This window comes from Marinitenerispora sediminis, from assembly GCF_003336425.1.
GTDB classification, from domain to species: domain Bacteria; phylum Actinomycetota; class Actinomycetes; order Streptosporangiales; family Streptosporangiaceae; genus Marinitenerispora; species Marinitenerispora sediminis.
The window spans coordinates 37796-52065 of record NZ_QEIO01000020.1 but is presented as its reverse complement, the minus strand read 5'-3'; the positions used below and the strand labels follow the sequence as shown (position 1 = coordinate 52065).

Genomic DNA, 14270 nt, shown 5'->3' with positions numbered 1-14270 from the left:
TCCCCGTCCTGGTGCGGGCGCGGAACAGGATGGCGTTGACGGTTCCGCGGTGGTCGGCCCACCGCTGGCCTTTGCGGGGATGGGCGGGCATGAGCGGGGGCGGGCAGGCCCCCTCGACGTCGGTGGGTTCATGGCGCCGGACCACGTCGACACGCGGTACCAGAGCACCGGCTCACTCCGCGGACCTTCCAAGAAACAGAACCTAGAGCACCACGCCGATGTCCACCCGCCCGTGGTCGATGAGCTGCGCCTTCCACTGGGCGAGGAAGTTCTCGTAGTCGTGGCGGCGGATCCCCCACAGGCCCGGTGCCGCCAGGAGCTGCGCCTGGGTCAGTGAGAGCGGGAGCGGCTGCTCCCGGCCGCCGAACTCGCTGAGCAGGACGGCCAAGCGGCGAATCTCGTCGGCCTTGTCCGGGACCTGCTCCCGGAGCCATTCGAGTTTCGGGAAGATCTCCGTCGTCGCGTCGAACGGCACACTGACGAGGTACATCTCGGACACGCGGACCTCCGGGTGTAGGCCGTTGCCGCCGTAGGTGCGGAGGCGGCTGGCGGGGCTCCTCCTGAGCCGAACGCGGCAGCGGAACCTCGGTGGGGCCGAATCTCGCTACCGACCGTCGTGGCGTAGGAACTCACCGTGATGTTATCGGCAATGGAAATGGCGCAGCGCTGGTTTACCGAACTGGTGAAGCGATCTCTCCGCCTGGACCGCGCGGTCGACTCTCTCGGAGAAACGATCGCGTGCATGGGAGGCGGAGAGGCCGATGTCCATGAACTCATGACGCGCCATTGGCGAACATGGCGAGTCGGACTGCGCGGCGGTCAAGGAACCGCCCCGCCGTCACCTCCGGCGGGCCACCGTCAGGCCGTCCCCGATCGGCAGCAGGACCTGCTCCACCCGGTCGTCGTCCCGGGCGTGGGCGTTGAACGCGCGGATGCCCTCCACTGACGGCAGCGTGACGGACGGGTCGACGACCCTGCCGTGGGACAGCGTGTTGTCCACCAGCAGCGCGCCGCCCGGCCGGATACGGGGGACCAGTTCCTCCCAGTAGGCGATGTAGCCCTCCTTGTCGGCGTCGATGAACGCCAGGTCGAAGAGCGGCTCCGCGGGGAGGGCACGCAGGGTGTCGATCGCCGGGCCGAGGCGCAGGGTCACCTTCCCCGCGACGCCGGCGCGGTCCCAGTAGCGGCGGGCCACGGACGTCCACTCCTCGCTGACATCGCAGGCGAGCAGGGTGCCGTCCTCGGGGAGGCCGCGGGCCACGCAGATGGAGGAGTATCCGGTGAACGTACCGACCTCCACGGCGTCGCGCGCGCCGATCAGCCGGGTGAACAGCGTCATGAACCCGCCCTGCTCGGGGCCGATCTGCAGGCCCACCTGGGCGGGGAAGCGGCGCTCGGTCTCGGCGACGAGGTCGCGGAGGACGCCGTCCACCGGCGCACTGTGCGCGACGACGTAGTCGTGGAGTTCGGGGCTGAGGTGCTCGCTGCTCCGTGTCACGGGGCCAGCGTATCCGGGCGCCCGCGGGACAGACCCTCGCGGCACGGGCCGTGGCGGAGCGCCGCGCGCGGCCCGCGTCGGACCGCGCGCGGCAGGCTCAGCCCGCTGCCTCCGGCAGCCGCGGGACGGCGTCGCGCAGCGTCCGCGTGTAGTCGTTCCGCGGGTCGTGCAGCACCTGCTCCGTCGGCCCCTCCTCGACGATCCGGCCGCGGTACATCACGGCGGTGCGCTCGCACAACCGCTCCACCACCGCGAGGTCGTGCGAGATCAGCAGGTAGGCGAGCCGGTGCTCCTCGCGCAGCCGCTCGAACAGGTCGAGCACCCGCGCCTGGACGGTCACGTCCAGCGCGCTCGTCGGCTCGTCCAGGATGAGCACGCGCGGCCGCACCGCGAGTGCGCGGGCGATCGCGACCCGCTGCCGCTGGCCACCGGAGAGCTGGTGCGGGTAGCGCTCGGCGTGCTCCGCCGCCAGCCCCACGTCGGTGAGCAGCTCCACCACGCGGTCCCGCTCGGCCGCGCGCGGCACCAGGCGGTGCGTGCGCAGCACCTCCGCGATCGCCGCGCCGATCCGCATGCGCGGACTGAGCGCGCCCTCGGTGTCCTGCAGCACCACCTGCACGGCCTGCCGGTAGGGGCGCAGCTGCCGCATGGCGAGCACGTCCTCGCCGTCGAACCGGACGCTGCCGCCGGTCGGGCGGACCAGGCGCAGCAGCGCCCGCCCGACCGTGGACTTGCCCGATCCGCTCTCGCCGATCAGACCGAGCCCGGACGGCCCGTCCGGCAGTGTCAGGCTGACCCCGTCGACGGCGACCGTCGAGCCGAACCGGACGCTCAGGTCGGTGGCCTCAAGCATGGGTGGCACCTCCCAGCCGCGGCACCGCGGCGAGCAGTTCCCTGGTGTAGTCCTCCCGCGGATCGGCCACCAGCTCGCCGGCCGGTCGCGCCTCGATGACGCGTCCGGCCCGCATGACGGCGATCCGGTCGCACAGGCCGGCCAGCACGGCGAGGTCGTGGCTGACGAACAGCACGCTCATCTCCTCCTTGTCGCGGAGTTCGGCGAGCAGCTTGCAGATCTCGGCCTGCACCGTCACGTCGAGGGCGCTGGTGGGCTCGTCCGCGATGAGCAGCTGCGCCCCCAGGGCGAGGCCGAGGGCGATGGCGACCCGCTGCAGCTGGCCGCCCGAGAGCTGGTGCGGATAGCGCGCGAGGTGCTCCGGATCGAGCCACACCCGGCGCATGGCCGACTCGGCGCGCTCGCGCGCCGTCGCGCCGGCCCCGCGGTGCAGCCGCAGCGCGCGCAGCACCGTTGTGCCCACCGGGAGCACCGGGTTGAACGCCCCGGCCGGGCTCTGCGGGATGAGGGCCATGGTGCTGCCGCGCAGCAGCCGCAACCGCCGCTCCGGAGCACCGACCAGCTCCTCGCCGGCCAGCCGGATACTTCCGGTCACGGTGGCACCGGCGCGCCGCGCCAGCCCGAGTACCGCCAGGCCGGTGAGCGACTTTCCCGCGCCGCTCTCCCCGGCGAGGCCGAGGATCTCACCGGCCCCGAGCGTGAGCTCGGCGAGCTCCACCTGGGTGCGCTCGCCGAACGACACCCGCAGGTCGCGGATGGCGAGCAGCGGCTCCGCCGTGCTCATGTCACAGCCTCCTCGATGGTCCTTGTCCGAAGGGTCGGCGGCGGTGCGTCCCGCCGGCCGCGCCGCGGCCGGGGTGTGCCCCTCGCCGCCGTCGGCCTCACAGCCGCGGGGTGCGCCGGGGGTCCAGCCGGTCGCGCAGCGCGTCGCCGAGCACGTAGCACAGCGCCGCCACCAGCATGATCGCCAGACCGGGGAAGGTGCCGATCCACCACTCGGTCATGAAGCGGTTCTGCGACTGCTGCACCATGAGCCCCCAGTCAGGCGTGGGGGACTGCGCGCCGAGGCCGAGGAACGACAGCCCGGACGCGACCAGGATCACCCCGCCGATGTCGGTGGAGGCCTGGACCAGCAGTGGCGTGACCGACCCGGGCAGCACGTGCCGGAGCAGGATGCGCCAGTGCGGCAGGCCGAGCGCGCGGCACGCCTCGATGTGCCGGCGCCCCGCCACGGAGGCGGCCTCGCTGCGCACCAGACGCGCGTACCACGGCCACCAGGTGACGGCGAGGGCGATGGTCACCCCGACCAGTCCGCGCGGCAGGACGGCCGCCAGGGCGAGCGCCAGCAGCAGCGCCGGCACGGCCAGGAAGACGTCGGTGACGCGCATCAGGATCTCGTCGATCCAGCCGCCGAAGTAGCCGGCGACCAGGCCGACCACCGTGCCGACTAGCAGGGAGACGACCACCACGACCAGCGCGATCGTCGGCCCGAAGCGGGCGCCGTAGAGCACGCGGGAGAACACGTCGCGGCCCAGTTCGTCGGTGCCGAACCAGTGCGCCGCCGAGGGCGGCCGCAGCGCTTGGCCGGTGTCGGTGGCCCCACTGGCGTGTTCCGGGTGGGGCGCCAGCCAGGGGGCCAGCAGCGCCACCAGGGCGATGAGCAGCAGCAGGCCGGCGGCCACCGCGATCGCGGGGGAGCGCCGGAGTTCGGCCAGCGTCCGGCGGGCCGCGGACGGCCGCGCCGGGGCGGCGGACGGGGAGGCTGGGGAATCAGGGGAAGCGGTCACCGGAGCCGGATTCGTGGGTCGAGGGCGGCGTGCACGAGGTCGACGATGAGGTTGGCGGCGATGTAGAGCAGGGCCACGAGCAGCGTGACCCCGACGATCGCCGGGACGTCGAGGACGGTGGCGGAGTTCGCGGCGTAGCGCCCGAGCCCGGGGTAGTTGAACACCGCCTCGACGAGGAAGCTGTTGACCAGCGAGTAGCCGAAGATCAGCGCGCAGAGCTGCAGCACCGGGTTCCAGGACAGCCGTACGGCGAAGCGGCCGAGGACGGCGCGCTCGGCGAATCCGAGGGAGCGCACCATCTGGATGTGCGTCTCGCCGAGCGTGTCCAGCACGCTCGCCCGCACCAGCCGGGCGATCACCGCCACCGGGTAGGCGGACACGACGAGCGCCGGCAGCAGCAGGTGGTCGAAGACGCTGGCGAGCATCGGCCAGTTGCCGGTGACGAGGGCGTCCACGAGCGGCAGGCCGGTGACCTTGGCCAGCGGGTACTGCGCGAGCATGTCGGCGTCCCAGCTGCCGGCCACCGGGAGCAGCCGCAGCTGCCCGGCGAAGAACGTCTGGAGCAGCAGGGCGAGCCAGAACACCGGCATGGAGGCGCCCACGATCGCGGCGCTCCGGACCAGCACGTCGGGCAGCCGGTTGTGCCAGCGGGCCGCGAGCAGCCCGGCCGGCACGCCCACCAGCAGGCCGATGAGCAGGCCGGCGAGCACCAGTTGCAGCGTGTTGGGCAGCAGCGAGAGCAGGTCGTCCAGCACCGGCCGGTGCGTCCGCACCGAGATGCCCCAGTCGCCGCGCAGCACGCCGCCGACGTAGTCGATGATCTGCTCGTGGGTCGGCCGGTCCAGCCCGAGCTCCTCGCGCACCCGCGCCCGCTCCTCGGGGCTGGCGCGCGGCCCGGCCCAGCCGGCGGCGGGGTCGCCGGGCACCAGCCGGGCGATGACGAACGTCAGCACGACGACCCCGAGCGCGACGAGCGCCGACAGCCCGAGCCTTCGGGCCGTATACGCAATCACGGGTGGTTACCTTCTTCGTGGACGTGGCCGGGGCGGCCCGGGGGCCGACGCGCCGTGCGCGCCGGACCCCGGGCCGCCGGGGGAACGTGGGGACCGCGGCCGGTCAGGCCGGCTGGAGGTCGTAGACGAACACCACGTTCGGGTAGGCGGGGTTCTCCACGAAGCCCTCGAAGGAGCTGCTGATGGCCCGCTGGTACATGACGTCACCGAGCAGCAGCACCGGCGCGTCGGCGATGACCACCGACTGCATCTCCTCGTACATCGACTGCGCCTCGTCCGGGTCCACGGCGGTGACCGCGCCGACCTCGTCGATCATCTCGTCCAGGTCGGGGTTGGAGTAGTAGGAGAGATTCATGTTGATCTCTTCCTCGGTGCGGAACACGCTCTGGAACCAGGAGATGGGCTCCGGGTTGTCCGGCCACCAGTAGGTGAGCAGGATGTCCTGGCGGTCTTCGGGGTTCTCCTCCTGTCCCCGCGGCCACACGCCGGAGTCCCACGGCAGCGCCTCGATGTTGAGCTCGATGTTGACCGCGGCGAGCTGCGACTGCATCAGGGTGGCGACGGTCGCCGTGGTCTCGTTGCCCTCGGTGTAGGTGAGGTCGAGCTGCAGGATCTCCCCGCTGTCCGGCCCGTACCCGGCCTCGGTGAGCAGCTCCTCGGCGCGGTCGGGGTCGTACAGCCGCAGGTTGAGGTCGCTGGAGTGGCCGAGCAGGCCCTCCGGGATGACCCCGTCGGCGTCGGTGAGCGCGCCCTCGGAGGCGTCGATCAGCTCGTCGTAGTTGACCGCGTGCGCGACGGCCTGCCGCACCCGCTCGTCGTCCAGCGGGGCCTTCTCGGTGTTCATCATCCCGAAGAGGTTCTGCCAGGACGTGCCCGAGGTGATCTCCAGGCCGTCCTCGCCGCGCATGGGCTCCAGCAGGTTGGTCGGCAGCTGGCGGGCGTAGTGGGCCTCACCGGAGGTCATCAGCTGCGCGGCGGTGGACGCCTGCGGGACGACCCGGTACAGCACGTTCTCGTAGTGGTCGCCCTCCCAGCCGCCCCAGTACTCCTCGTAGCGGGTCAGCGTGAGCTCGTTCTCGCTGCCGGCCTCCCAGCTCTCGACCGTGTAGGGCCCGGTGCCGAAGGACGCGCCGGTGAAGTCGTCGGCGCTGGCCGGGATGTCGTAGATGTAGGCCGCGTAGGAGGCGCTTGAGATGAGGTCCAGCGGTGCGGGCCGGCTCAGCTTGAAGGTGACCGTCTGCTCGTCCGGCGTCTCGATGGAGGAGACCGGGCCCCACAGGTAGGCGGCGCCGGCGCCCTCCTCGATGGTCCGCTCGATGGCGGCCTTGACCGCCTCGGAGGTCAGCGCCTTGCCGGTGTGGAAGGTCACCCCCTCACGCAGGGTGAACGTCCAGGTACGGCCGTCCGAGGAGGACTCCCACTCGGTCGCCAGCAGCGGCTCGACCTCCTGCTGCTCCGCGTTGTAGCGGGTCAGCGTCTCGTACATGTTGGGGAAGGCGGCGAGTTCGTTGGAGTAGGAGGCGGCGGGGTCCCACTCGGTCACGAGCTCGGTGTTGGTGAGGTAGGTGAACGTCCCGGAGTCGGCTCCGGCAGCGCCGTAGCCGCCGGACGCGCAGCCGCTGGCGACGAGCGCGAGGGACGTCGCGATCGCCGCGACGGCCCCGGTCCTGCGGAGCGGACCAGGTTTCAGGGGTCGGTCGTTGGTTGTCATCGTCTGCCTTGGTTGGGGGTGGTTGTTATGGGGAAGGCAACGGTGCCGGTGCGCACCGGGCCGCGGCCGCCTGGGCGGCGGGGCACCGCGGCGGCCGCGACGGTCATGGCCCGGCGTCCGCTACAGAGCGAAGAGGCACCGGGTCACGAGCAGACAACGGGGCGGTGACGATCCGTTACACCTTGCTGAGGGGTCCGGCCGCCTTGACGCGGAGCCGCACCGCCGGCTCCCGTAGGTAAGCCAGCGGGATCTCGTCGATTTCGACGATCTTCACGGCACCGGCGTCCGCGCCGGCGCTCACGGCGTTGTCGATCGCCGCCTGGCGGGCGGTCTCGACGGCCTTCGCGCGGCTGCGCTCGCCGTACCCAACAGCGTAGATGCGGTCGATCTGGCCGCTTACCGTTCCGATAGCCGCACCGATCGCGTTCGCTACATCGTAGTGCGCGGGACGGATAACCTCAGTGACTCCCGGCACACGGTCCGGGATGAGGACGCTGCCGCCGCCCACCGCGATGAGCGGAAGGTCACCGCGCGTGACCTTGATGCGGTCGATGGCGTCGGCCATCTGCCGGTCGGCCTCGGCGAGCGCCGCGCCGAGCAGGTCGCCGGCGTGCGCGGGCGGCGGGGCGCCGCCCATCTCGGCCCGTCCCGCTGCCACGGCGGCGTCGGAGAGCGTGGCCACGTCGCCGCCGAACACGAGCGCGTCGCGGTCCAGCTGGTAGCCGACGCTGTCGGGGCCGACCAGCGCGGCACCGCGGTCCCCCTCCCGGACCACGGTGCCGCCGCCGATCGCGATGCTGACCAGGTCGGGCATGCGGAAGTTGGTGCGCACCCCGCCCACCTCGACGCCGAACGCCGACTCGCGGGGGAACGACGTCATCAGCGCGCCGATGTCGGTGGAGGTACCGCCGACGTCGGCCACCAGGGCGTTCTCCTGACCGCTCAGGAAGGCCGCCCCGCGCAGGCTGTTGGCGGGGCCGCTGCCGATGGTGAGCACCGGCGTGCGCTCCGTGAAGGCCAGGCTCATCAGCGTGCCGTCGTTCTGCGCGAAGAACGGCACCGCGTGGCCGAGGTCGTGGGCGTCCAGCGCCTCCTCGATCGCCTCGATGATGTTCGCGGCCACCCGGCCGAGGGCGGCGTTCAGGATGGTGGCGTTCTCACGCTCCAGCAGGCCGAGCGAACCGACCTCGTGGGAGAGCGAGATGGGGATGTCGCCGAGTTCCCGCTGGATCACCTCGGCGGCCAGCTGCTCGTGGGCGGGGGAGACCGGTGCGAACACGCTCGTCACGGCGACGGCCTCGGCCGTCCCGGCCACCTCGCCGCAGAAGCGCGCGACCGCGTCGGCGTCGAACGGGACGATCTCGCCGCCGTCCAGCTCCATGCCGCCGGCCACGATGCGACCCCCGGCCGAGATCACCCGATGGAGGTCGTCCGGCCAGCCGAACATCGGACGAATGCAGGTGGACGACGGAGCCCCGATCCGGATCGCCGCGACCCGGCGCAGGCCGCGCCGCTGCAGCACGGCGTTCGTGGCGTGCGTCGTCCCGACCATGACGTGGCCGATCCGCTCGGCGCGCACGGCGGGAGCGGACAGCACCTCCCGCAGCGCGTGGTTGATGCCGCCGGTGATGTCGAGGGTGGTCGGCACCTTCGTGCGGGCGACGGGCTCCTTGGAGCCGTCGAGCACCACGGCGTCGGTGTTGGTACCGCCGACGTCGATGCCGATGCGCAGGTCGGCGGAGGTCACGAGACGGACTCCTTTCGTCGGGCCACGAGCTCCTCCACGGGGATGTAGTCGAAGTCGTAGTCGAATGCGCGCGGTCCCACCAGCGCGAGCCCGGCCTCGGTGCGCCACATGTCCGGGGCGGGCAGCGCCACGAGGGTCACCCGCTGGCCGTAGCGCAGCTCCTCGGTGAAGATCACCTCACCGGTCTGGGAGTCCAGCGCGGTGATGACGTCGGGCACGCTCGCGAGGACCTCGCCCTCCTCCAGCACGGCGAGGTTCTCGTTCTGGATCTCCACCCGGACCAGCCGGTCGCGGTCGCCGGCCACGCCGTCGACCAGCACGTTGCCGCGGGCGAAGCCGCCGACCGTGCGCCGGTTGACCTCGGCGATCTTGCCGGTGACCAGCACGTGGCCGCCCAGCGGAGCCAGGCGGTCGACGGTGTCGCCGAGGGAGGTGTCGGACAGGATCTCACCGATGCGCACCGCCCGGCTCACGCTGCCGCGCACGGTGGCCGTGCGCGCCGTGGCGCCGTCCAGGCTGTGGTCGACGGTCACCGAGAAGCCGCCGAAGGCGACGGACAGGGCGCGGGCGGTGCGCTCCAGCCACTGGGCGTCCATGTCGCGGAAGACCACGTGGTGCCCGCGCTCGTCCACGAGCACGGTGGGGGTGGCGGGCACGCCGTGCAGGTGCATCGAGATCATCTGCACCTCGGGGTAGGCGCGTCCCATGCCGTCGGCGTCCACCAGCGGCAGCCCGGTGTGGGCGGCCCACACCACGGGCTTCAGCGCGTTGTTGCCGCCGACCTCCGCGGCCATCCAGGCGTAGGCCGGCCGGCCCAGCTCGCGCTCCATGGCGTCGCGCAGCCACACCCCCTGTTGGGGATTGCCGATCTTCTCCAGCGTGATGTCGGGGGATCCCAGGCCCGCCGTGGGAAGGATCAGCGCGTCGTCGGGGACGTCGTCGAGGGACACGACTTCGACGGGTCCGAGCTCCTGCACGGCCTGGAGGGCGGCGAGCAGGCCGGATCTCGTCGACCCGCCTCCGCCCGCCCCCAGGATCGCCGCTCCCCGCGCGTAGTAGGGCAACGTCGTCTCATCGAGTAGCACGGGTGCAGCCTAGGCGGCTGGTCTGGGCAGGAACATGGTCCCTCACGCACGACGTTTCCAATTCTTATTGTGCATGGGGCACAATCAACGACCATGGCGAAGCTGCGCGCGCTGTTGACCACTCCGGGGCTGGAAACCGTGGCCCTCGTCGCCGAGGTCGGCCTGGACCGTGAGGTGACCGACATCGTCATGGTGGACGATCCCGCCGATCTGCACAAGGGCGTTCCGGACGGAATCGTGCTGCTGACCCCGCGGCTCAGCGCCCAAGCGGAAGGTTACCAATTCGACATCTGGTGCCGACGGGTGGCCGAACTCGGCATAACGGCCCTGCTCCTGCACGGCCGCGAGACCGGGGAGGTCCCGCGCAGCGCCATCCGCATCGCCCGCCGCTCCGACGTGGCCATCGGGTGCGTGCCGGCCAAGATCGAGGCCGCCCACCTGGTCCGCGACATCGGACGCGGGATCGACGAGGGCGCCGAGGTCGCGCTGCGCCGGGCCTCCGCCGTGGCCGAGGCGCTGCGCGCGGGCGCCGGCGAGGAGGGCGGGACCGCGGCGCTGTGCGAGCAGGTCAGCCGGATCAGCGGGATCCCGGTCGAGCCGCGCCGCCACGCGGCCACCGGCGAGTACGGCGTCCCGGTCATGGTGGACGGCGTCGAGGTGGACCACGTCGCGGTGCCGGACCGCGCCGGCAGCGACGGCGACCTCGCCCGGCTGCTGGCCTGGATGACCGCCGAGGCGGCCGGCCGGGCCGCCATGGAACGGCAGCGCGCCACCGAGCTGCCGATCCGGTCCCGCACCCGCATCCTCAGCGAGCTGCTGGTGGCGGACCCGCAGCACGTGGCCGAGCTGGTGCCGCGCGCCCGCGCCCTCGGGCTCGCGGTGGACGACTGGCACGTGGTGGTCGACATGCGGATCGACCTGCGGGGGCTGGACGAGGTGCAGCGGCTCGGCGTCGCGGAGATCCTCGGACCGGTCGCGCTGCAGACCGTCGGCCGCTCCGGCGCGAACCAGGGCCAGGGCGAGGGCGGTGGCTCGGGGTGGCACCTGGCCTACATCGACCGCGCGCCGCTGCTGGTCCGCACGTGGCGGCGCCGCCCCGGCGAGCAGGAGCTGCGCGCGCTGCGCGGCTCGGTCGAGTCGGTGCATTCGGAGCTGACCCGGCGGATGCCCGAGCGTCCGGTGCGGTGCGGTATCGGCAGCGCGCACGAGTCGGTGGAGGGGCTGCGGGCCTCGTGGGCCGAGGCGCGGGCAGCGCTGCTCAGCGACGACCCGGACTCCGGCTCGGCCGCGCCGGCGGTGGTCATGTTCGACGACCTCGGCCTGCACCGCATGCTGGTGGAGTGGTACACCACGCACACCGCGCGCACGGCGGTGCGCGACCTGCTGGCCCCCCTCGACGCCCTCGGCCGGGACAAGGCGGCGACGATGGTGCGCACGCTCCGGGTCTACCTCGACCACCAGGGGTCGCTGAGTGCCACCGCGGCCGCCCTCAACCTGCACCGCAACGCGGTCAGCTACCGCCTCAAGCGCATCCTGTCGCTGCTGGACGTCGACCTGTCCGACCCCGACCAGCGGCTCGCCGTGCACCTCGCCTGCCGCGCGTGGAAGCTCGTGTAGGAGGGCACGGGGCCGGTGGGGCGGGTGCCGCCTACTCCGCCGCGGCCGGGCGCCCGGCCGCGGCGGAGTAGGCGCGGTCACGCCTCGGGCAGCAGGTCCCGCCACGGGAAGAGGTAGACGGAGAACAGGATGATGGCGATGGTCAGCAGCGGGGTGACGACGTTGCGCTCCACCTTGCCGTCCGTCTCGAACGCCATCGGGCTGGAGAAGCGGTACTTGAGGAACGGCCAGAGCAGCGGGCAGCCCATGCTCGTCGCGCAGTCGCCGACGAAGTGCAGGACGCAGCCGAACGCCACGGCGAGGCCCATCCAGGTGTAGTCCACCCCGCTGGTGTACAGCGCGAGCACGATGCCGGCCGTGGCCAGCGCGTTGATGATGCCGGCGGCCGTGCGGTTCTTGTCCATGCCGAACCCGAGGCCGTTGATCGCGATGCCCACCAGCAGGAAGACGAAGATCTGCACGGCCAGGTCGGACCAGAGCGCCAGCCCCTGGGTGATGGCGCCCATGAGGAGGGCGAACAGCAGTGAGTGCGTGCCGTTGCGGTGGCCGCCGAACAGCCAGTTGAGCAGGCCGCCCAGCGCCTGGGTGACGAAGCCGTAGGTCTGGGTGATGGTGGCGTTCTTGTGGTCGAGGTCGGGGATCAGCGCGGCCCCCGCGCATACGAGCGCGCCGGCGATGATCTCGCCCGAGCCGAGATCGAAGCTGACGCCGAAGACCTCCGCACCCTGCAGGAGTGGAACGACCGCCATCCAACCGACCACGCCGCTGAGAGCGTGCGAATGCCCCATCATGGCGGGAACCGTAGCGGTTGGCGCTGTTCCTGGCGAATTCCGTACAGCACGGAACGCGCGGTCGACACGCCCCGCGGACGGCGGCCCCCAACATCGTAAATGTTCTGTGACGGCGCGGGCGCAACGGACCGTAAATCATTGACGCTGTCTCCGCGGCGCTGGTAGACAACCAACCACCACCTCAGCCGCCTCCCGGCGGCGGCCGGTGGCACCTCCCCCGAGCACGACGGGTTACCAGCATGCTCCTTCGGCAGGTCCCCTCCAGACGACGCACGCCCCGCCGGCTGACGGCCGTGGCTGCCATCGCGGCTCTCGTCCTCGCCGCGCCGCCCGCGGCCGCCGGCGCCGACACCGCGGGCGGGAGCGGTTCCACGCTGACCGTCGCGGCGTCCCAGCCGGTCGACTCGCTGAGCCCGTTCCTCGCCCAGCGGGCCATCAGCACCAACATCCACCGGCTGATCTACGACTTCCTCACCAACTACGACGCCGAGACCAACGAGCCGATCCCCGCGCTGGCCGAGTCCTGGGAGGCGTCCGACGACCAGCTGACCTGGACCTACACCATCCGGGACGGCCTGGAGTGGAGCGACGGCGAGCCGCTCACCGCTGACGACGTCGCGTGGACCTTCACCACCATGATGGAGGACGAGGCCGCCGCCACCGCCAACGGCAACTTCGTCGCCAACTTCGAGCAGGTCACCGCGCCCGACGAGCACACCGTCGTGATCGAGCTCCGCGAGCCGCAGGCCACCATGCTGGCGCTCGACGTGCCGATCCTGCCCCGGCACGTGTGGGAGGACGTCGACGACTACGCCGAGTTCAACAACGACGACCTCCCCATCGTCGGCAGCGGCCCGTTCGTGCTCACCGAGCACCGGCCCAACCAGTCCATCACCCTGGAGGCCAACGAGAACTACTGGCGCGGCGCGCCCGGGTTCGAGCGGCTGGTCTTCACCTACTACAACGACCAGGACGCCATGGTCGAGGCGCTGCGCAGCGGCGAGGTCTCCTTCGTCCCCGACCTCACCCCCGCGCAGGCCGACTCCCTGGAGGGCAACGACGCCGTCACCGTGAACGCCGCCGACGGCAAGCGGTTCAACGGCTTCACCATCAACCCGGGCGCCCGCACCGCCGACGGCGACGAGTTCGGCGACGGCCACCCCGCGCTCCAGGACCGGGTGGTGCGCCAGGCCATCATGCGCGCCATCGACAAGGACGCGCTGGTCGAGACCGTGCACGGCGGCTACGCCGAGGCCGCCGAGGGCTACATCCCGGCCCGCTACTCGGACTACTACTGGGCTCCCGAGGACGGCGACCGGCTCGACTTCGACCCCGACGCCGCCAACGAGATGCTGGACGAGGCCGGCTACGAGCGCGGCGACGACGGCGTCCGCGTCTCGCCCGACGGCGACCCGCTCACCTTCCGGATGTTCGTGCACAACGACCGCCCGGCGTTCGTGCAGACCGGCCAGTTCATGGAGGAGTGGCTGGCCGACATCGGGATCGAGGTCGAGGGCAACTACGTCGACCCCAACCAGATCACCGACCGCCTCAACAACGGCGAGTACGACCTGATCTTCACGTCGTGGAACGTCAACCCCGACCCCGATTTCGTGCTCGGCATCCACACCTGCGACGCGCTGCCCGAGCAGCCCGGCACGATGCGCAGCGACTCGTTCTTCTGCGACGAGCGCTACGACGAGCTCTACGACCAGCAGATCCAGGAGTACGACCCGGCCCGCCGCGCCGAGATCGTCCGGGAGATGCAGCAGATCCTCTACGACGAGGCGGTCGTGAACGTCCTCACCTACCCGGACATGCTGGAGGCGTACCGCTCCGACCAGATCGCCGACATCCAGGTCCAGCCGGAGCCCGGCGGCAACATCTGGAACCAGGACGGCTACTGGAGCTGGTGGTCGGCCACCCCGGTCGAGGCCGCGGGCGGTGACGGCGGAGGCGTCCCCGTGACGGCGATCGTCGGGATCGCGGCGGCCGTCCTCGTCCTCGGCGGAGGTATCGGCTTCCTCGTGCTGCGCCGCCGTTCCGCGACCGCCGAAGACCGGGAGTAGCACCGCGTGACAGGTTCACCGCCGCCACCGACGCCGGCCGCCGCCCCGGGGAGCACCCGGGGCGGGGCGGTCGCCCGTTCCCAGCCACGGAGCGGGTCC

Annotated in this window: 12 protein-coding genes; 2 read left to right on the top strand and 10 right to left on the bottom strand. The window is 72.0% G+C overall.

Annotated elements, in window-relative coordinates; genetic code table 11:
- Positions 1 to 202: 202 nt before the first annotated feature.
- From DEF28_RS06225 to DEF28_RS06185, 9 genes are all read right to left on the bottom strand, one after another.
- Positions 203 to 499, bottom strand: coding sequence for a hypothetical protein (locus tag DEF28_RS06225; protein ID WP_114397436.1), 297 nt, complete (start codon positions 497 to 499; stop codon positions 203 to 205).
- A gap of 339 nt (positions 500 to 838) precedes the next feature.
- Positions 839 to 1498, bottom strand: a complete 660-nt coding sequence (locus DEF28_RS06220) for an O-methyltransferase (protein WP_114397435.1) — start codon at positions 1496 to 1498, stop codon at positions 839 to 841.
- A gap of 97 nt (positions 1499 to 1595) precedes the next feature.
- Positions 1596 to 2351 (bottom strand): ABC transporter ATP-binding protein, encoded by a 756-nt coding sequence (locus DEF28_RS06215; protein ID WP_199493152.1) that lies wholly within the window; start codon positions 2349 to 2351, stop codon positions 1596 to 1598.
- Positions 2344 to 3135, bottom strand: a complete 792-nt coding sequence (locus DEF28_RS06210; RefSeq protein ID WP_114397433.1) for an ABC transporter ATP-binding protein — start codon at positions 3133 to 3135, stop codon at positions 2344 to 2346. Before DEF28_RS06210 ends, DEF28_RS06215 begins: the two co-directional genes overlap by 8 nt.
- Before the next feature lie 97 nt (positions 3136 to 3232).
- Entirely contained in the window at positions 3233 to 4138 is a 906-nt protein-coding gene (locus tag DEF28_RS06205) for an ABC transporter permease (RefSeq protein WP_233515127.1), read from the bottom strand.
- Complete coding sequence (locus tag DEF28_RS06200) at positions 4135 to 5151, bottom strand: ABC transporter permease (protein WP_114397432.1); 1017 nt, start codon at positions 5149 to 5151, stop codon at positions 4135 to 4137. Before DEF28_RS06200 ends, DEF28_RS06205 begins: the two co-directional genes overlap by 4 nt.
- A 103-nt stretch (positions 5152 to 5254) precedes the next feature.
- Complete coding sequence (locus DEF28_RS06195; protein WP_114397431.1) at positions 5255 to 6862, bottom strand: ABC transporter substrate-binding protein; 1608 nt, start codon at positions 6860 to 6862, stop codon at positions 5255 to 5257.
- A 175-nt stretch (positions 6863 to 7037) separates the two neighbouring features.
- The gene (locus DEF28_RS06190; RefSeq protein WP_114397430.1) at positions 7038 to 8609 is read right to left on the bottom strand and encodes a hydantoinase/oxoprolinase N-terminal domain-containing protein; all 1572 of its coding nucleotides are present in this window, start codon (positions 8607 to 8609) and stop codon (positions 7038 to 7040) included.
- Positions 8606 to 9694 (bottom strand): DUF917 domain-containing protein, encoded by a 1089-nt coding sequence (locus tag DEF28_RS06185; protein WP_114397429.1) that lies wholly within the window; start codon positions 9692 to 9694, stop codon positions 8606 to 8608. The genes DEF28_RS06190 and DEF28_RS06185 overlap by 4 nt, the downstream gene beginning before the upstream one ends.
- A gap of 93 nt (positions 9695 to 9787) precedes the next feature.
- Between DEF28_RS06185 and DEF28_RS06180 the strand changes: the two genes are divergently transcribed.
- The gene (locus DEF28_RS06180) at positions 9788 to 11311 is read left to right on the top strand and encodes a PucR family transcriptional regulator (protein ID WP_114397428.1); all 1524 of its coding nucleotides are present in this window, start codon (positions 9788 to 9790) and stop codon (positions 11309 to 11311) included.
- Positions 11312 to 11388: 77 nt separating this feature from the next.
- Here DEF28_RS06180 and DEF28_RS06175 read toward each other — a convergent pair whose 3' ends face one another.
- Positions 11389 to 12102, bottom strand: a complete 714-nt coding sequence (locus DEF28_RS06175) for a metal-dependent hydrolase (protein ID WP_114397427.1) — start codon at positions 12100 to 12102, stop codon at positions 11389 to 11391.
- Between the two features lie 239 nt (positions 12103 to 12341).
- Between DEF28_RS06175 and DEF28_RS06170 the strand changes: the two genes are divergently transcribed.
- Positions 12342 to 14171 carry an ABC transporter substrate-binding protein gene (locus tag DEF28_RS06170; RefSeq protein WP_114397426.1) on the top strand — a complete coding sequence of 610 codons (1830 nt, stop codon included), beginning with the start codon at positions 12342 to 12344 and terminating at the stop codon, positions 14169 to 14171.
- The last annotated feature ends 99 nt before the right edge of the window (positions 14172 to 14270 follow it).